Here is a 17,305-nt window from a genome sequence, read left to right as displayed (position 1 = left end):
TGGCGCATATTGGCAATGGGCGATGGCGGCTAGCTGCCCATCGTCTGACTGAACGTCAGCACGATGAATTCGGCCGGATGCGTGATCGCCAGCGTCACCGAAACGATCATGGTGCCGTCGAGGACATTCTGCCCCGTCATCGTCGTACCGAGGCCGCACTGCACCCGAAAGGCATCGCTTGCCTTGTCGCCCACCAACCCGCCCTGCTGCCACAGGCCTGTCAGGAAGCCGGAAATCGCGGCGCTGACCGTCGCCCAGGTGGTCGCGTCGTTGGGCGCGAAGGCAAAGGATTGCAGCGCAGACTTGATCGACTGCCCGATATAGATCAACTCGCGCCGCACCTGGACATAGCGATAATCTAGGCTGTTGCCGTTCAGCGTCCGCGCGCCCCACACCACGACCCCACGCCCCGGCTGCGACCGCAATATGTTGATCGCCAGCCCGTTGACCGGGGCGTTAAAACCGCCCTGCTCGTCGTCGGTGAAGACCCACAATGGCGAGGCTACCGAGGCGAGCGCGATATTCGCCGGCGCGCTCCACACGCCGTTTAGTGCGTCGTTCTGCACCCATATGCCCGCGACGATGCCGCTCGGCGGCTGGACGTTCAGCGCATCGGCCATCGCCTGCTCGATCCGCCGATACAGCGGCAGCGTGCTAGAGAGCAGATCGTCGAGCGCGGTCTGCCATTCCGCCAGCGTCTGGGGCGGCGCGAGCGGTGGATAGGCCGACCCGTCGGCCGAATATTGCGCGCCATTGCCGCTGATCCCCGCCGACGGCGGAAAGGCGGTCGCGATCGCCGCCTGCACCGATGCCAGTAGCTCGCCCCGATAGAGCGGAATCGCGCTCGCCGTCAGCAGGCCATTGATCGCATCGTTGCCGCCGTCGCCGGCCGCGAGCAACTGGGTGTAGCTGGTGTCGCTCAACGCGACGATCGATGCATTGACCGCGGGCGCATAGGCGGCGCCATAGCTGACGCCGGCAAGCGCCGGGGCGATGGCGGTCCAGAAGTCGTTCTGCGCAGCGGTCAGCAATGTGAAGCTATCGGCCGCGAGGCAGCCCGGCAGGTCGAGGATCGCGACACGGTCCTGCAAATTGTCCGCCTGCGTCAGCATCGCGCAGGCGACGCTGGCGTAATCGGCGAGGTCCAGCTGGCACGCCTCGGGCACCACCAGCATCGTCGGCCCGATCGCATAGCCCGCGGCATTGACCCCGCCGATCAGCGCGGCGGCGCCGATGGCGCCCGGCGGCGCGCTACCGATGGTCGCTTCGCTGACCGGGTAGTCGCCGTCGACATAGCTGCCCACCGAGACGACGAAACAGTCGCCACCGCCATTGGCGAAGAACAGGCGCATCTGCCAATGGAGGTTGAAGGCGTCGGGCCCCGCGGCTCCGGCCGCGGGCGCGAGCGAGAAGCCGTCCGGCGCCGCCGCATCGGTCGCGACTGCAAAGCGCCGCGCCGCCGGACCGCCGAAATAGCTCGCGAACTCGGCCATCGACGCAATCGCCACCGGCGTGTTGTACAGCGACGCCCCCGTCACCGGATCGCCCGCATATTGCGTATATCCGACGAAGATGGGCACCGCGGTCGCGACACTGACGATCGCGTTGCCGAAGGCATCGACCTCGGTGACATAGACCCCCGGCGTTGATCGGTTCAGATAAGATCCGCTGGCCATCGACAATCCCCCTGCGGCCTTGTGGCAGAGAATGGGCCCGGCAGCCACCGGATGATGAGGAGTATGGTCGGGATAGGGAGCTGCCGCCAAAGTTCCTCCCCGGAACGGGGAGGTGGCAGCCCGCGGGGCTGACGGAGGGGTCGAAACCTCGCGTCATGACGCACCGTCCCGACCCCTCCACCATGCTTCGCATGGTCCCCCTCCCCGTTCCGGGGAGGAACCGGGAACGTCCGCTTCCGCCCAAAACCGGCCGTCAACACCCGACACCCGGCACAATCGCCGCATCTCCGCCGAGGGGTGCAAAACCCCGCCTCGCCGCCTATACGCCCCCGCCATGACTCCGCGCGAACTCCTCGCCACGGCGGCCGTCCCCGGCGGCGGCACACTTCGCCTGTTCCGGCGCGGCGCCGATTATTTCATCACGCTGGGGCACAGCGAGCTGATGACCAGCCGGATGAGCGGGTCCGAGGAAGCGCTCGCCGAAATGAGCTGCGACCGGCTCGGCGGAAATGCGGCGCCGCATTTGCTGGTCGGCGGTTACGGCATGGGTTTCACGCTGCGCGCCGCGTTGGCGCGGTTGGGACCCGACGCCCGCGTCACCGTGGCAGAGCTGGTGCCCGAGGTGATCGACTGGGCGCGCGGGCCGATGGCGGCGCTGACCGCGGGATGCCTGGGCGACCCGCGCGTCGATGTCGTGCTGGGCGATGTCGGGGCGGTGATCGGCGGAGCCCCGGCGCGCTTCGACGCGATATTGCTCGACGTCGACAACGGACCCGACGGGCTGACGCGCGAGGGCAACGACCGCATCTATTCGATGGCCGGCCTCGCCCGCGCCCGCGCGGCGCTGCGGCCGGGCGGTATCCTGGCGATCTGGTCGGCGGCGCCCGACGCGCGCTTCACCCGCCGGCTGAAGGAGGCGGGCTTCGCGGTCGAGGAGGTCCCGGTGCGCGCGCGGAGCGGCGGCAAGGGCGGTCGGCACATCATCTGGTTCGCGGGGGCGCTAGGGCGGGGCCTCCGGTCCGGCGCGGCATAGGCGGGTTTCGGATGGAACACGACATTCGCGTGATCCACATCCGTCACCCCGGGCTTGACCCGGGGCCTGCCTTGTCTTGAAGAAAAAGGCGGATCCCGGATCAAGTCCGGGATGACGAAGAGTGGGACAGCAGGGTCCGCTCCCCACCCCAAAGCCGGCACGCTCCCCCCGCGCTCCCGCCCCCGATCCCGCTCACCGTGCCCCGCGATCCCGCCTGGCCGGGGCGAGGCTTGCCGCGGCGCCGCGCCATGCTATGCGGACGCGCCTCCCCATCATGGAAAGATCGATCGTGCAGAAGTTGATTGGACGCCGCGCCCTCGCCGTTGCCGCGCTGCTGCTGGCTGCGGCCCGGCCCCCGCTCGCGGCCGCCCAAGAGGCGAGGACGCGCGTCGCGATCCTCGGGGTCGACCATGCCGCGCAGCTCGTCGCCGAAAAGGATCAGCCGGGGACGCTCGCCGCGTGGCTCGACATGGCGAAGCCCGACGCGGTCTGTATCGAGCGCCCGCCCGAACAGGCGTCGCGGCACGATTATTACGAGTTCACCTACGAGGTGCAGGGCATCATCCTGCCCTGGGCGGCGGCGCGCGGGACCGATCTCTGTCCGATCGACTGGACCCCGCCGATGGACGACCAGCTGCTCGGCTTCGGGCTCGACCTCGACACCCCGCCCGAAGTCCGTAGGGCCCAGGGGTTCCAGGGGTTCCTGACCTTTTCCGATCCCAAGACCCTCGGCTGGGATTTCTTCGCCGCCGAGGATCCTGCGACGCTCGCCCCGCTCCAAAAATGGGCGGGCGAGCCCGCGCCACGCACCGACCGCGACTTGCCGCGCCGCCTCTATCTCTATCGCACCTATATGCAGGCGCAGCGCATCCGCGCCGCCGCGAAGGCGCGCCCGGGCAAGATGGTCGTCGTCGTCGTCGGCTATTTCCACAAGCCCGATATCGAGGCGATTCTTCAGCACGACGCGGCGATCGAACTCGTCGCGCCGACAAGCCTCGGCCGCCCCGACGAGGCGACGGTGCGCGCCGCGACCACCCCCGAGCATCGCGGCGCGATCCTGGCGTTCAACCTGCTCGGCATGCAGGCGGGCACGGGCAATGTGAATTGGGATTGGGTGGGGCGTGTGCTCGCCGATTTCGGCAATGCGAGCCCCGAAGCCAAGCTGTTCGAAACGCGCCATGCGCTGCTGACGGGCAACATCGCGCCCACGGAAGCCGCGCGGCGCTACGAAGCGATCGCCGCCGATCCCGCCGCGGCGACGCCGCTCACGTGGAACGGCGTCAAGGACGGCGCGCGGATCGACAGCTTCTTCGACCCCTTCGGCAATCTCGACGTCCGCCAACGCGCGCGCGCCGAGCTGGCGCGCAGCCTGTTCGCGCTGGGCAAGGCGAAGCAGGCCGAGGCCGAACTCGCCCGCCTCGTCGCCGAGCTATCCCCGCGCAAAGCGCTACAGCTGCACGGCTATACACCGCTGTTAAGGCCGGCCGCGAAGGCGCCCTGACGCCCCGGCTCCGACAGGGGGTGCAAAACCCTTTCCCCGCTCGCTATAGCGATCCGATGACCACCCTCACCGCCCCCGAAAGCGCGACGCTCGAAGTCGCCGCCGATGCGCCGATGCTCGCGCTGGTCGAGCGCTGGGCGGCGGTGAACAGCGGGACGGGCAATCTCGCGGGGCTGAAGACCGTCGCGGGCATGCTCGCCGATGCCTTTGCCGTGCTGCCCGGCGATATCCGCCTCGTCGCGCCCGATCCGGTCGAGAGCGTCGATGCCGCGGGCAACATCCGGACCACGCAGCGCGGCGATCACCTACACCTCCGCGTGCGGCCCCAAGCGCCGGTGCAATTGCTGCTGACCGGCCATATGGACACGGTGTTCGCCGCCGATCATCCGTTCCAGACCTTGCAATGGCTGGAGCCCGGCATACTCAACGGCCCCGGCACCGCCGACATGAAGGCGGGCATCTCGGTGATCCTCGCCGCGCTGACCGCGCTCGAAGCCTCGCCGCTCGCGGAGCGCGTCGGTTACGACGTGATGATCAACAGCGACGAGGAGACGGGCAGCCACGCCTCCGCCGCGCTGATCGCCGAGCTGGCGCAGGACAAGACCGCCGCCCTCACCTACGAACCCGCGCTTCCCGACGGCACGCTGGCGGGCGCGCGGCCGGGGAGCGGCAACTTCAGCGTCATCATCCACGGCCGTTCGGCCCATGCCGGACGCAACCCCGAGGAGGGTCGCAACGCCTTGCTCGCCGCCGCCGACCTCGCGCTGCGGCTCGCGAAGCTCAAATCCCCCACGCTCAAGGTCAACCCGGCGAAAATCGACGGCGGCGGGCCGAACAATGTCGTGCCCGACAGCACGATCCTGCGCGTCAATATGCGCCCCTCGACCCCCGAGGCGATGGTCGCGGCCGAGGTGGCGCTGCGCGATGCGATCGCCGCGGTATCGCGCGACCACGACGTCCACTGCCACCTCCACGGTGGTTTCAACCGCCCGCCCAAGCCGCTGGACACCGCCGCGACGCGATTGTTCGAGCTGGTGCGCGACTGCGGCGCCGACCTCGGCCTGCCGCCGATCGGCTGGAATGCGACCGGCGGCGTGTGCGACGGCAATAATATCGCGGCGTGCGGCGTGCCCGTGGTCGACACGATGGGCCCGCGCGGCGGCGCGATCCACAGCGCGGACGAATTTCTGATCGTCGACAGCCTCGCCGAGCGGGCGCAATTGTCGGCGCTGACCATGTTGAGAATAGCGGAACGGGGGACGGCGTGAATTATGTGATCCGGGCGGCCAAGCCGGGCGATTTGCAGAGCATTTACGAAATGGCGAAGCTGACCGGCGGCGGCTTCACCAACCTGCCCCCCGACAGACAAGCGCTGCGCGCCAAGCTCGAACGCACCGAGGCGTCGTTCGCGAGCGAGAAGGAATATCCCTCGGATGAGCTTTACCTGCTCGTGCTTGAGGACCTCGACAGCGGCGAGGTGCGCGGGACATGCCAGGTCTTCGGCCAGGTCGGCCAGCGCTGGCCCTTCTATAGCTACCGCATCGGCACCGACAGCAAGCATAGCGAGCAGCTCGGCCGCACTTTCCACGCGCAGGTGCTGATGCTCAGCAACGACCTCAACGGCGCGAGCGAGGTCGGCGGATTGTTCCTCCACCCCGCGGCGCGCGCCGGCGGACTCGGGCTGCTGCTCGCTCGCTCGCGTTATCTGTTCATCGCGCGGCACCGCGCGCGCTTCGGCGACCGCATCCTCGCCGAGCTGCGCGGGGTGATCGACGAAGCGGGCGGTTCGCCCTTCTGGGACGGGGTCGCAGGCAAATTCTTCGGGATGAGCTTCCAGGAAGCCGACCAGTTCAACGCGGTGCACGGCAACCAGTTCATCGCCGACCTGATGCCCAAGCACCCCGTCTATATCGCGATGCTGAACGACCATGCCCGCAGCGTCATCGGCGTGCCGCACCCCAGTGGGCGCGCGGCGATGCGGATGCTCGAGAATGAGGGCTTCGCGTTCGAAAATTATGTCGACATCTTCGACGGCGGCCCGACGATGACCGCGCGCACCGACCAGGTCGCGAGCGTGCGCGACGCGAAGCATGTCGAGGTGAAGGGCATCGCCGACGGCAACGAAGATGCGCTGGTCGCGACGGGGAAGCTCGCCGATTTCCGCTGCTGCTTCGGCAAGGTCGGCGACGGCACGCTCGACGCCGAGGCCGCGGGCCGGCTGGGCGTGGCGGCGGGCGACGCGATCAGCTGGATCGGACGCTAGGACCCCATATGCTCACCGAAATCAATTTCGACGGAATCATCGGCCCAACCCACAACTACGCGGGGCTCAGCCGCGGCAATATCGCGTCGGCGAGCAACGCAGGCGACGTGTCGCAACCGCGCGCCGCGGCGCTGCAGGGCCTCGACAAGATGCGCCACAACCTCGCGCTCGGGCTGCCGCAGGGTTTCTTCGCGCCGCTCGACCGGCCCGACGCGCCGTGGCTAGAAGTGCTGGGAACGATGCCCGAAGCCGCCGAGCCGCATCTGCGCGCGCAGGCATGGTCGGCCTCGTCGATGTGGGCCGCGAACGCCGCGACGGTCTCGCCCGCGCCCGACAGCGGCGACGGCAAATGCCACCTGACCGTCGCGAACCTCGTCACCATGCCGCACCGCAGCCACGAGTGGCAGGGGACGCTGAAGCAGCTGCGGTTCGCCTTCGCGAACCCGGCCTTCGCGGTGCACGGCCCCGTCCCGGCGCCCTTCGGCGACGAGGGCGCGGCGAACCATATGCGATTGTGCGAGAGCCATGACGCGGCGGGGGTCGAGATCTTCGTCTATGGCGTCGGCGGCGGGCGCTATCCGGCGCGCCAGCATCTCGACGCGTCGAAGGCGGTCGCGCGCCACCACCGGCTCGATCCGGCGCGCACGCTTTTCATCCGCCAGTCGGACACCGCGATTCAGGGCGGCGCCTTCCACAACGACGTCGTCGCGGTCGCCAACGAGCGCGTGCTCTTCACCCACGAAACCGCCTTCCACGACCGCGAGGCGGCGCATGCCGAAATCCGCGCGGCTTTCCCTGCGGTCGAGATCGTCGAGGTTCCTGCCGAGGCCGTCAGCCTGCCCGACGCGATCAAATCCTATCTGTTCAACGCCCAGCTCGTCAGCCTGCCCAACGGCGGCGGCATGGGCCTGGTGCTGCCGACCGAGGCGCAGGCGACGCCAGCGGTGTGGGACTGGCTGGAGGCGCATGTCGCCGGCAACGGCCCGATCCGCCGGCTGCTCCCCGTCGATGTCCGCCAGTCGATGGCGAACGGCGGCGGCCCGGCGTGCCTGCGGCTGCGCGTCGTCGCCGATCCGGCGACGGTCGATCCGCGCTTCATGGCCGATGCGGATAAGCTCGACCGGATTTCGGAGGTGGTGGCGCAGCACTGGCCCGAGGCGATCGCCGCGCGCGACCTCGGCTCGGTGGGGCTGACCGCCGATGTCCGGCGTGCGCGCGCGGCGCTGCTAGCGGCGCTGGGGCTGGACGAGCTGGCGTAGAACGGCGGGTTATTGGCAAACCCGCTCTCTCCCCTTCAGGGGAGAGATACGCAGGCTTGCCGGTTTACCGGCTAGCCGGAGTTGAGAGGGGGTTGGATGCATTCCCCCTCTCCCAACCCTCTCCCCTGAAGGGAGAGGGCTTTGTCACATCCAAACCACCAATCTCAGCGCAGCACGCCCTTCGCCTTCATCGCGCGCGCGTAGAAGATCAGCGCGAGCAGGATCACCCAGATGGTGATGCTGATGTACAGCGGAACGTCGCCCAAGGCCTCCTTGAAGGCATCGCCATTCGCGACAAGCTGATAATAGGTCACGCCGGCGAGCCCCACCGCCGACACGAGGAAGGCCGTCAGCGCATGGCGCGACCGGAACAGCAGCAGCAGCAGCGAGCCGAGGAACGACCCGAAACCGCCGAGCGCCCAGCAGAGGTTCGACCAGGCTGGCGCGCCGAGGACGAGCGCGCGCTGCGCCTCGTTATATTGCGACAGCCAGGCTTCGCTCTGCAAATTGGTCATCGTGAAATCGACCACTGGAAAGGCGTTCCACAGCAAGGACAGCGCACCGATGACCCACAGGTGCCACGGCGTTTTTACAGCGTCGGTCATGATCTTCTCCCCCTCCGGAAAACTCAGGCGAAGCTACCAGATTTTGCGCCCGCCAGCAACGTGGTGATATAGTCGCGCAATACAGCGATGTTGCGGTCGAAATAGCCGATGTCGCGATAGGTGCGCGCCTGCATCACCGCGCCTTCCATCACCGTCAGCACGAACTCGCCGAGCGCCTTCGCGTCGCGGCCGGGCGGCAGGCGGTCGGCGGCCGCATCGAAACAGCCGGCGATCGCGGTGGACCAGTTGGTGAAGTTCGCCGCCATCAGATCGCGCACCACCGGGTCGGGCTCGTGGATCTCGAGCGCGAGGCTGCCGATCGGGCAGCCGTAAGTGCAGTCGGTGACGATCAGGTGCGTGCGATAGCCCGCCAGCAGCGCGAATATCTTGTCGATCGGGTCGTCGACCCCCTCCCAGTTCGGCGCGAGCAGCATCTCGTCGATGCCGTCGCGATAGAGTTCGAGCACGCCGACGAGCACGTCCTGCTTGCCCGGGAAAAAATGATAGAGGCTGCCCGAATGGACCTGGCTGCGCGACAGAATGTCGGAGACCGAGGTCGAGAGATAGCCCTTCTCCCAGAACAGCTCCATCGCGGTCATCAATATGCGGTTGCGCGTATCGGCGGCGTTCATGGCATCCTCCTATCCGGCGCGGTCATAGGCGGCGCGCAGCCAGCCCGCCACCTGGTCGTCGGCCTCGGCCTCGGCGGCGATGCGTATGCGGTGCGACACCATCGCGTTCCAGCTGCCTGCGAGCTCGAGCCGCCCCGCGGGCGCCTCGCCCTTGAGCGCGAGGCCGATGTCGAAGCGGTCCTTGGTCGAGGGCATCAGCAGTGCGAACTGCTTCTTGCGGCGAAGGCTGACATAGCCCTTCTTGGGCGCCAGTTCGACGTCGCCGCCGAACCCTTGCACCAGCGTCACGAGCCGGTCGTAGAGCGGGCGCCAATGCGCCTTGGCCCCGTCGAACGCCGCCGCGACCAGCGCGTCGTCGTCGTGCGACAGCGAGGAGGAGGCGTTGGCGGCGTGCACCACCATATTGGCATAGCCGTGCCCCAGCCCGTGCTCGGCCTTCAGATGACCCACCAGCGCCATATGCCCGCCGATCCCGCTCGCCCGCGCCACCGCGATCCATTCGTCGAGCGTCTTGCCCGTCTTCGCGCGGAGATTTTCCGCCATCGTCGCAAATTCGTCGGCCATCCTATGCCTCCCTGGGCGAGTCTTCCAACGACTTGATTGAATACTCAATCAAGTCGTTCGTCAAGCGCCTTGGCAAAAGGCGCGCCAGCCCCGATATGCGCGCCATGTGCGTCGTCGCCCTCGCCCACCGCGTCCATCCCGACTGGCCCTTGATCCTGGTCGGCAACCGCGACGAGTTCCACGGCCGCCCCGCCGCGCCGCTGCACGCGTGGGACGATGGCAGCGGCATCGTCGCGGGCCGCGACCTGCAGGCGGGCGGGACCTGGCTCGGCGTGCACGCACCGAGCGGCCGCGCGGTGGTCGTTACCAACGTCCGCGGCACGATGCCCGATCCCGCGAAGGAATCGCGCGGTGCGCTCGTGACCGACATGCTACGCGGATCGGGGCGCTTCGCCGATCCGCCGGCCGAGGACTTGGGGCGTTTCAACGCCTTCAACCTGTTCGCGGTCGGCGATGGCGCAGCGCGCCTCTTCACCAACCGCCCGGTGCCGCTGATCATGGATCTGGAACCCGGCGTCCACGCGCTCGCCAACGAACCCGTCGACCAGCCCTGCCCGCGCGCCGAGCGGCTGCGCGCCGCGCTCGCGGCGACGGTCGCGGCGGGCGCCGATCCCGAAACCCTGCTCGATACGCTGGCGGCCGAGGACGATCCCGCGCTGTTCCTGCGCGGCGACGTCTATGGCACGCGCGCCTCGACTTTGGTCGCCATCGCCGCGGACGGGCGCGTTTATATGGCCGAGCGCCGCTATGCCGCGGGCGGCGCACCCGCCGGAACGACCGCGCTCGACTTCATAATCGGCTGACCCGCCGCGCCCGATTTTCCCGCTCGACGAATGGCTTGGCGCCCGCCATGAACGGAGCCGGGACAGGGGGAGATTTCCGGGGTGGCGACAATGCGTGCGATGATGCTGGCCGCGGCGATGAGCGCGGCGGTTATGGCGCCAGTTGCACTGGCCGACGACAAGAAGCCGGGACTCGAGGATTTCGTCGCCTGCGACCGCCAAGGCTATCCCGAACGCGACGACGGCTATGGTGACGTCACCTGGACCCCGCAGCCGGCCTTCGGCCCCGGGCGCCAGTCGGAATTGTTCGCCGTACGCAACACGACCTCGCTCGGCGGGACGCGCGCCGCGGCGTGCGACCGCGCGTTGCAGAACCCGGCGCTGCTGCCGCAGCAATTCCCGCGGCGTGCCAATCTGCTACGCGCCCGCGCCTTTCACCAGGCCAAGACCGGCGAGTTCGACGCGGCGCTGGCCTCGCTCGATGCAGCCGACGCCGAGCTGGCGAAGACGCCGGTGTGGATCGACCAGGAAAGCTTCGTGACCGGGAGCGACATGCTGCGCGCCCACCTGCTGATCGAAAAGGGGCGCAAGGACGAGGCGGGCGAAATCGTCACGCGCTTCGCCGCGCGCTGGCCCTATTCGGACATGGTCCAGGTCGCGGCGCAGGCCTATCGCATGCGGATCGACGGCAGCCGCGAGAATGAGCTGAAGCTGCTCGACCAGCGCAACATCCGCTCGCCGCTGTTTCTCTATCGCCAGGTTGCGCGCGCCGCGGCCTTCGGCAAATATGACGTCGTCGACCGGCTCGCCGGGCTGATCCGCACGACGCCGCCCGAGCCGCTGCCCGGCTGGACGCCGTCGCCGCGGCCACGCGACCAGAACCCGCTAGTCCTCGACGCGCAGATGGCCGGGCTCTGGGCCTATGCCGCGCTCGTCCAGGGCCGCCCCGCCGACGCCGCGCCGCGGCTGGGCGCGATGCGCGCGCGGGTCGCGGCGACGATGACCCCGCCGCCCCCGCCGCCCGAGGGCAAGCAGCAGCGCAAGTCGGTGACCGAGGATTATCAGCTGCGCCTCAGCATCGCGGGCCATGCCAACCGCGCGCTCGACCAATGGGCCGAGGCGATCAAGCTGCGCGGCGAGATCGCCACCATGGATGCCGCGGCGGCGTTCGGCAAGATCGAGACCAGCAACCTGCCGCCCCCCGCGATCCTGGATCTGATCCGCACGCTCGCGCTGCTCGACAAGGACAATCCCGAGGCGAAGACGGCGATCGCGCAGTTCGAGACGATGATCGACGGCGAGGCCGAAAAGGCACGCTTCCTCTACCTCGACGATGTGTATCGCGCGGTCCCCGACCTGATGACCAAGGCCGAACTGCCGGGGTTCAAGCGCTCCGACGGCGTGTGGCTGACCAACGACAACGGCTATTCGGCGAAGCGCGAGGGGCCCGAGGACAGCGACATCTGGACGGTGCGCTTCACCCACGCCTGGGCGCCCGCGCATGTCGTCGACGAACTGCTCGAAATGGCCTGCGCCAAATATGCCCGCGACAAGGGCTATGACGGCTTCATCTTGCTGAACCGTCAGCTCGTCCAGCGCACCTACACCGGCTATGTGGCGGGCGCCGCGGGGTTCGAGGCGGGGGCGCGGCTGGTCTTCGTGCGCAAGGCGGCGCTTCCGCCCGAATATGAGGGCGAACGCTGGCGCATCGTCGACGCCGCGACGACCTTCGACCAGATCTATGCGAAGCATTTCGCCCAGCAGGCGAAGATCAAGGCCGAGAAGGGCTACAAGCTGCGGCCCTAGAGCGAGACCGTCGGGCCACCGCGCGGCGGCGGCCCGTCGGCGCCTCACTTCGGCGCGAGCACCATCAGCATCTGCCGGCCTTCGGTGCGCGGGTGCGCCTCGACCTTGGCGATTTCGGCGGTCATCTCGGCGACGCGCTGCAACACGTTGAGGCCGAGCTGGGTGTGGCTCATCTCGCGGCCGCGGAAACGCATGGTCATCTTGACCTTGTCGCCCTCGCCCAGGAAGTCGAACACCTTGCGCATCTTCACGTCGAAATCATGATCGTCGATGTTCGGACGCATCTTGATCTCCTTGATCTCCTGCGTCTTCTGGCTCTTGCGCGCGAGGTTCGCCTTTTTCTGCGCCTCATATTTGAACTTGCCGACGTCGAGGAACTTGCACACCGGCGGATCGGCGTTCGGAGACACTTCGACCAGGTCCAGCCCGACGGATGCGGCCTGCTCGATCGCTTCGGCCGTCAGCATTACGCCCAGATTTTCGCCTTCCTCGTCGATCACACGAACTTTGGGAGAGGCGATGAATTCATTGTATCGCGGGCCGTTTTTCGGCGGCAGCGGCGCCATCGGGCGGCGGGTCATGGGCGGTGGTATAGCTGTATCTCCTGGTCGTTATAGGGACGCGCGGAATCGATGCGTCGCGCGCGCCATGCTCATATAGTGAACGCGCGGCCAGCGTAAAGGCTGCGTGCGTCGCCGCGCTGCCGCTTTTTCGCCGACTGTGGCGGCTAAGTCACTACCTTCGGCGTCAGGGCCATTTGGCCGGCGCGGGGTCGATGACGCGGAAGCCGCCGGCGCCGACCTCGCTGACCTCGAGCGCGCGGATCGCAATGCCGCGGTTGTTGAAGCGGAAAATGCCGTCGATCCCGCCGAAACCATCGGCGGCGAGCAGCCGGCTCGCCGGAAAGGCGGTCCCCGGCTTCCACTCGCGCGCGATGCGCACCGTCAGCAGCACCGAATCATACCCCAGGCTCGCCAGCCGGTACGGCGCGCGGCCGTAACGCGTGCGATAGCTGCCCGCCATCTGGCCATAGAGGCCGTCGGAAACGCTCGCGAACCACGAGCCGCGCATCGCGGCGTTGCTGCCCAGCGACGCCTCGGTGTTCCAGAGCTCGGTGCCGAGGATCTGCTTGCCGCCGGTGCCCTTGACGATCGGCACCGCGCGGATCGCGTTGCTACCCGAATCGGCGATCAGCACCGCGTCCATCGCGCCCGCATTGGCGATCCGCCGCGCCGCGCCGGTCAGCGCGGTCGCGCTGCGGTCGTAGCTTTCGACCGCGACGAGCGTGCCGCCCGCCTCGGTCACCGCCGCGCGGAACGCCGCGGCCGAGCGGTCGCCATAGACATTCCTGGGCACCAGCGCGCCGAAGCGGACGTGCCCCTTTCCGCGCGCATAAGCGACGACGCGCTCGACCGACTGGCCGGGGACGAAGCCCATGATGAAGACGCCGTTGCCCGCGACGCCGCTGTCGTTCGAGAAGCTCAGCACCGGCACCTTCGCCTCGCGCGCGATCGGCGCGACCGCGGTGACGTCCTCGGTCAGAAGCGGCCCGAGGATCAGCTTGTTGCCGTCGGCGATCGCCTGCCGAGCCGCCGCCGCCGCACCGAGCGCAGTGTCGTAAGTGGTGATGCGCACGCGCTCGGTCTTGGTGTCGAGCAGCGCCAGCGTCGTCGCATTGGCGATCGCGTTGCCGACGTCGGCGTTGGGGCCCGTCTGCGGCACCAGCAGCGCGACGCGGTGGCGGTCGGTGTCGGTCGGCAGTCCGGGTTCGATCCCGGTTTCGGGCGGGCGCTCGGGCGGCGGCGCTTCGACCGGCCCGGTCGCCTTGGGCACCATCTGGCACGCCGCGAGGAAACCCGCCATCGCGCCCGTCATCGCAAACTTCGCCGCCATGCGCAGCATCTGCCGCCGCGGCGACGCAATCTTTTGGCGCTGCGCCGCAGTTTCTGCCATCTGCTGCGTCATGCCGAAATCCACCATCTCAGATTCTCCCTTGCCCGGTCTCTATATCGTCGCGACCCCCATCGGCAACCTCGGCGACATATCCGCGCGCGCCGCGGCGACGCTCGCGCGCGCCGATGTGATCGCCGCCGAAGACACGCGTGTGACGGCGAAGCTGCTGGCGCACCTGGGTTTGCGGATTTCGATGACCCCCTATCACGACCATAGCGACGAACGCACCCGCGCCGCGCTGGTTGCGCGGATGGAACAGGAAGTCGTCGTCCTGGTTTCCGACGCGGGTACCCCGCTGATCAGCGACCCCGGCTACAAGCTGGTGCGCGACGCGCGTGCGGCGGGGCGGCATGTCACCACCCTGCCCGGCCCCTGCGCCGCGATCGCCGCGATCACCCTGTCGGGGCTGCCGAGCGACCGCTTTCTCTTCGCGGGTTTCCTGCCGAACAAGGCCAAGGCGCGGACCGACACCATCGCCGAATTCGCGGGACTGCGCGCCAGCCTCGTCTTCTACGAAAGCGGCCCGCGCCTGTCCGCCGCGCTCGCAGCGCTCGCCGAGGGGCTCGGCGACCGCGACGCCGCGGTCGCGCGCGAGATCAGCAAGCTCTACGAGGAATGCCTCACCGGCACGCTCACCGAGCTTTCGGCGCGCTACGCCGAGGCGCCGCCCAAGGGCGAGATCGTGATCGTCGTCGGCCCGCCAGGCGAGGCCGCAACCGAAGAGGCCGACGACGCCACGCTCGACGCGGTTTTGCGCGAAGCGATGGCCGACAAGCCGGTGGCCCAGGCGGCCAAGACGGTCGCCAAGCGCTTCGGGCTCGACCGCCACGAGGTTTACGCCCGCGCGCTCGCGCTGAAGGACGCCGGGTGAAACGCGCCGAGGCCGAGGCGCGCGGGCGCAAGGCCGAGCGCCGCGCCGCCTGGTGGCTCCGCCTCCACGGCTGGCGCATCCTCGGCCAGCGGCTCCGCGTGCCCGTCGGCGAGGTCGACCTCGTGGCGCGGCGCGGCCGCATGGTCGCCTTCATCGAGGTGAAGTGGCGCGACAAGGCCGAAGACCTCGATCTCGCGATCGATCCCTGGCGCCTGCGCCGCGTCGCCGCCGCCGCCGAAATGCTGTCCCCACGCTTCGCCCGGCCGCAGGACGACATCCGGATCGACGTGATGCTCCTTGCGCCCGGCCGCCTGCCACGCCATCTGGTCCACGTCTGGCAGCCTTAGGGGTGCGGCAACATAGCTCTTGTCGTCATCCCGGCGAAGGCCGGGATCTCGCCGGTGCGTTCTGTTGCGACGACGAGATCCCGGCCTTCGCCGGGATGACGAAGTGGGTTGGACGGCGCAGATCTTCGCGTGGGTCCAGATAAGGAGCAAGACATGACCCTCCGCGCCGCGGTGCAAATGGACCCGATGGATGGCATCAACATCAATGGCGACAGCAGTTTCCACCTGATGCTGAAGGCGCTCGAACGCGGCTACACCCTCTATCATTACGATGTGCGCGGGCTGACGTGGGAGGCCGGGCGGCTGACGACGAAGGCGCACCGCGTGCTCGAAGCCAAACGCGAGACCGGCGCACACTACAAGTTCGGCGAGGAAATACTGCTCGACCTCGGCCGCGACATCGACGTGGTGCTGATGCGCCAGGATCCGCCCTTCGACCTCGGTTATCTCACCGGCACCTGGCTGCTCGAGCGGATCAAGGGCGAAACGCTCGTCGTCAACGACCCCGCCGCGGTGCGCGATGCCCCCGAAAAGGTCTTCGTCCTCGACTTCCCGCAGTTTATGCCGCCGACGATGGTCACGCGCAGCCTTGAGGCGACGAAGGATTTCCAGGCGCGCTACGGCGCCGTCGTGATCAAGCCGCTCCACGGCAACGGCGGCAAGGCGGTGTTCAAGATCGACGCCGACGGCAGCAATCTGGGTGCACTGGTCGAGCTGTTCGGCCAGGTGTGGCCCGAGCCCTTCATGGTCCAGCAATTCCTGCCCAGCGTCAGCGAGGGCGACAAGCGCATCGTGCTCGTCGACGGCAAGGTCGCGGGCGCGATCAACCGCAAGCCCGGCGAGGGCGAATTCCGCTCGAACCTCGCCGTTGGGGGTTTTGCCGAGGCGGCGGAGCTCACGTCGCGCGAAAAGGAAATCTGCGCGGCGCTCGGCCCGGCCTTGCGCGAACGCGGGTTGGTTTTCGTCGGCATCGACGTGATCGGCGGTGAATGGCTGACCGAAATCAACGTCACCTCGCCCACCGGGATCGTCGCGATCGACCGTTTCAACAACAGCGACACGGCGGGCCTGATCTGGGATGCGATCCTGCGACGGATCGGCTGACGCATGCCCCCTGCACCTTCACCCCTCCCCCTCGATGGGGGAGGCAGCGAGACTTGGCAGCTTGCTGCCTTAGTCGCAGCGGTGGGGGTGCGCTTTCATCCTGACACGACCGTGCAAAGACGCACCGTCACCCCCATCCAACTGCGCCTAGCGCCTGCGGCGCAAGGCTTCGTATCCTTCCCCCATCGAGGGAGAAGGGAAACTTCGGCGGCTCGCGCGGCGTTCCTTTCCGCATGACCGATTTCATCCTCAACCTGATCCAGTCGTGGGGCTATGCGGGCATCTTCGTGTTGATGCTGCTCGAAAATGTCTTTCCGCCGATCCCCTCCGAAGTGATCATGGGGCTCAGCGGCATCGCGGTCGCCAAGGGGCGCTTCGATTTCTGGACGCTCGTCGCAGTCGCGGTCGCGGGAACCACGCTCGGCAATTATGTGTGGTACGCGATCGGCCGCTGGATCGGTTACGAGCGGCTCAAACCCTTCATCGACCGCCACGGCCGCTGGCTGACGCTCGACTGGGGCGAGGTCGAAAGGCTGCACAATTTCTTCCTGCGCCACGGCCCCGCGATCGTCTTCGTCGCGCGCTTCATGCCCGTCGCGCGCACGATGGTGTCGCTGCCCGCGGGCATGGCGCGGATGAATCAGGCGAAATTCCTGTCCTGGACCGCGGCAGGTTCGACGATCTGGATCGCCGCGCTCGCGGGCGCGGGCAACTGGTTCGGCGGGCAGTTCGCCAATCTCGACGCCTTCGTCGGCCCCGTGGCGCTGGTGGCGATCGGATCGCTGGTGCTGGTCTATGTCTGGCGGGTGGTCCGGTGGAGGCCGAAGGCGTGACCATATTCCCCTCTCCCCTTGCAGGAGAGGGATGCGCAGACTTGGCAGCTTGCTGCCTAGTCGAAGCTGGGTGAGG

At 68.3% G+C, this 17,305-nt stretch carries 17 protein-coding genes; 11 read left to right on the top strand and 6 right to left on the bottom strand.

What is annotated here, in order from left to right; all coding sequences use genetic code 11:
- Positions 1-29: 29 nt before the first annotated feature.
- Positions 30-1,676: a phage tail sheath family protein gene (locus AC1RNQ_RS17675; protein WP_493173195.1), complete on the bottom strand. Its 1,647-nt coding sequence runs from the start codon at positions 1,674-1,676 to the stop codon at positions 30-32.
- 334 nt (positions 1,677-2,010) lie between these two features.
- Here AC1RNQ_RS17675 and AC1RNQ_RS17670 point away from each other — a divergent pair, with 334 nt between their 5' ends.
- The 5 genes from AC1RNQ_RS17670 (at position 2,011) to AC1RNQ_RS17650 (ending at position 7,732) form a co-directional block, all read left to right on the top strand.
- Complete coding sequence (locus AC1RNQ_RS17670; RefSeq protein ID WP_493173193.1) at positions 2,011-2,709, top strand: spermine/spermidine synthase domain-containing protein; 699 nt, start codon at positions 2,011-2,013, stop codon at positions 2,707-2,709.
- A gap of 289 nt (positions 2,710-2,998) precedes the next feature.
- On the top strand, positions 2,999-4,210 hold the full coding sequence (locus AC1RNQ_RS17665; protein WP_493173191.1) for a hypothetical protein: 1,212 nt from the start codon (positions 2,999-3,001) through the stop codon (positions 4,208-4,210).
- A gap of 56 nt (positions 4,211-4,266) precedes the next feature.
- Positions 4,267-5,478 carry a hydrolase gene (locus tag AC1RNQ_RS17660; protein ID WP_493173189.1) on the top strand — a complete coding sequence of 404 codons (1,212 nt, stop codon included), beginning with the start codon at positions 4,267-4,269 and terminating at the stop codon, positions 5,476-5,478.
- On the top strand, positions 5,475-6,473 hold the full coding sequence (locus AC1RNQ_RS17655) for an arginine N-succinyltransferase (RefSeq protein WP_493173186.1): 999 nt from the start codon (positions 5,475-5,477) through the stop codon (positions 6,471-6,473). Before AC1RNQ_RS17660 ends, AC1RNQ_RS17655 begins: the two co-directional genes overlap by 4 nt.
- Before the next feature lie 8 nt (positions 6,474-6,481).
- Positions 6,482-7,732, top strand: coding sequence for an N-succinylarginine dihydrolase (locus AC1RNQ_RS17650; RefSeq protein ID WP_493173184.1), 1,251 nt, complete (start codon positions 6,482-6,484; stop codon positions 7,730-7,732).
- A gap of 164 nt (positions 7,733-7,896) precedes the next feature.
- Here the strand turns inward: AC1RNQ_RS17650 and AC1RNQ_RS17645 are convergent, their stop codons facing one another.
- The 3 genes from AC1RNQ_RS17645 to AC1RNQ_RS17635 are packed head-to-tail and all read right to left on the bottom strand — an operon-like array spanning position 7,897 to position 9,533.
- Complete coding sequence (locus tag AC1RNQ_RS17645) at positions 7,897-8,337, bottom strand: hypothetical protein (protein WP_493173182.1); 441 nt, start codon at positions 8,335-8,337, stop codon at positions 7,897-7,899.
- 23 nt (positions 8,338-8,360) lie between these two features.
- Positions 8,361-8,969 (bottom strand): TetR/AcrR family transcriptional regulator, encoded by a 609-nt coding sequence (locus AC1RNQ_RS17640; protein WP_493173180.1) that lies wholly within the window; start codon positions 8,967-8,969, stop codon positions 8,361-8,363.
- A 9-nt stretch (positions 8,970-8,978) separates the two neighbouring features.
- Entirely contained in the window at positions 8,979-9,533 is a 555-nt protein-coding gene (locus tag AC1RNQ_RS17635; RefSeq protein ID WP_493173178.1) for a DUF4287 domain-containing protein, read from the bottom strand.
- Positions 9,534-9,637: 104 nt separating this feature from the next.
- Here AC1RNQ_RS17635 and AC1RNQ_RS17630 point away from each other — a divergent pair, with 104 nt between their 5' ends.
- Positions 9,638-10,336, top strand: a complete 699-nt coding sequence (locus AC1RNQ_RS17630) for an NRDE family protein (RefSeq protein ID WP_493173176.1) — start codon at positions 9,638-9,640, stop codon at positions 10,334-10,336.
- A gap of 81 nt (positions 10,337-10,417) precedes the next feature.
- Positions 10,418-12,121 carry a hypothetical protein gene (locus AC1RNQ_RS17625; RefSeq protein ID WP_493173174.1) on the top strand — a complete coding sequence of 568 codons (1,704 nt, stop codon included), beginning with the start codon at positions 10,418-10,420 and terminating at the stop codon, positions 12,119-12,121.
- Positions 12,122-12,165: 44 nt separating this feature from the next.
- On the opposite strand, the gene infC is transcribed toward AC1RNQ_RS17625, so the two are convergent.
- Positions 12,166-12,702, bottom strand: coding sequence for a translation initiation factor IF-3 (gene infC, locus AC1RNQ_RS17620; RefSeq protein ID WP_493173172.1), 537 nt, complete (start codon positions 12,700-12,702; stop codon positions 12,166-12,168).
- Positions 12,703-12,868: 166 nt separating this feature from the next.
- Positions 12,869-14,101: a penicillin-binding protein activator gene (locus AC1RNQ_RS17615; protein ID WP_493173170.1), complete on the bottom strand. Its 1,233-nt coding sequence runs from the start codon at positions 14,099-14,101 to the stop codon at positions 12,869-12,871.
- Here AC1RNQ_RS17615 and rsmI point away from each other — a divergent pair.
- From rsmI to AC1RNQ_RS17595, 4 genes are all read left to right on the top strand, one after another.
- The gene (rsmI, locus tag AC1RNQ_RS17610; RefSeq protein ID WP_493173168.1) at positions 14,085-14,945 is read left to right on the top strand and encodes a 16S rRNA (cytidine(1402)-2'-O)-methyltransferase; all 861 of its coding nucleotides are present in this window, start codon (positions 14,085-14,087) and stop codon (positions 14,943-14,945) included. The two genes, AC1RNQ_RS17615 and rsmI, sit on opposite strands and share 17 nt — an antisense overlap.
- Complete coding sequence (locus AC1RNQ_RS17605) at positions 14,942-15,292, top strand: YraN family protein (RefSeq protein ID WP_493173166.1); 351 nt, start codon at positions 14,942-14,944, stop codon at positions 15,290-15,292. Before rsmI ends, AC1RNQ_RS17605 begins: the two co-directional genes overlap by 4 nt.
- A gap of 153 nt (positions 15,293-15,445) precedes the next feature.
- On the top strand, positions 15,446-16,396 hold the full coding sequence (gene gshB / locus AC1RNQ_RS17600; RefSeq protein WP_493173164.1) for a glutathione synthase: 951 nt from the start codon (positions 15,446-15,448) through the stop codon (positions 16,394-16,396).
- A gap of 233 nt (positions 16,397-16,629) precedes the next feature.
- Entirely contained in the window at positions 16,630-17,229 is a 600-nt protein-coding gene (locus tag AC1RNQ_RS17595; RefSeq protein ID WP_493173162.1) for a DedA family protein, read from the top strand.
- The last annotated feature ends 76 nt before the right edge of the window (positions 17,230-17,305 follow it).

It is taken from the genome of Sphingopyxis sp. GW821-FHT12F08 (assembly GCF_058806755.1).
The sequence above is the reverse complement of the archived record's forward strand: the minus strand, read 5'-3'. Positions and strand labels throughout refer to the sequence as shown.

Bases quoted from the DNA above. Each gene is read 5' to 3' on its own strand.
- AC1RNQ_RS17635 (WP_493173178.1), bottom strand. From the start codon at position 9,533: ATGGCCGACGAATTTGCGACGATGGCGGAAAATCTCCGCGCGAAGACG.
- AC1RNQ_RS17645 (WP_493173182.1), bottom strand. From the start codon at position 8,337: ATGACCGACGCTGTAAAAACGCCGTGGCACCTGTGGGTCATCGGTGCG.
- AC1RNQ_RS17615 (WP_493173170.1), bottom strand. From the start codon at position 14,101: ATGGTGGATTTCGGCATGACGCAGCAGATGGCAGAAACTGCGGCGCAG.
- rsmI (WP_493173168.1), top strand. From the start codon at position 14,085: ATGCCGAAATCCACCATCTCAGATTCTCCCTTGCCCGGTCTCTATATC.
- AC1RNQ_RS17675 (WP_493173195.1), bottom strand. From the start codon at position 1,676: ATGGCCAGCGGATCTTATCTGAACCGATCAACGCCGGGGGTCTATGTC.
- AC1RNQ_RS17595 (WP_493173162.1), top strand. From the start codon at position 16,630: ATGACCGATTTCATCCTCAACCTGATCCAGTCGTGGGGCTATGCGGGC.
- AC1RNQ_RS17660 (WP_493173189.1), top strand. From the start codon at position 4,267: ATGACCACCCTCACCGCCCCCGAAAGCGCGACGCTCGAAGTCGCCGCC.
- infC (WP_493173172.1), bottom strand. From the start codon at position 12,702: ATGACCCGCCGCCCGATGGCGCCGCTGCCGCCGAAAAACGGCCCGCGA.
- AC1RNQ_RS17630 (WP_493173176.1), top strand. From the start codon at position 9,638: ATGTGCGTCGTCGCCCTCGCCCACCGCGTCCATCCCGACTGGCCCTTG.
- AC1RNQ_RS17670 (WP_493173193.1), top strand. From the start codon at position 2,011: ATGACTCCGCGCGAACTCCTCGCCACGGCGGCCGTCCCCGGCGGCGGC.
- gshB (WP_493173164.1), top strand. From the start codon at position 15,446: ATGACCCTCCGCGCCGCGGTGCAAATGGACCCGATGGATGGCATCAAC.
- AC1RNQ_RS17650 (WP_493173184.1), top strand. From the start codon at position 6,482: ATGCTCACCGAAATCAATTTCGACGGAATCATCGGCCCAACCCACAAC.
- AC1RNQ_RS17640 (WP_493173180.1), bottom strand. From the start codon at position 8,969: ATGAACGCCGCCGATACGCGCAACCGCATATTGATGACCGCGATGGAG.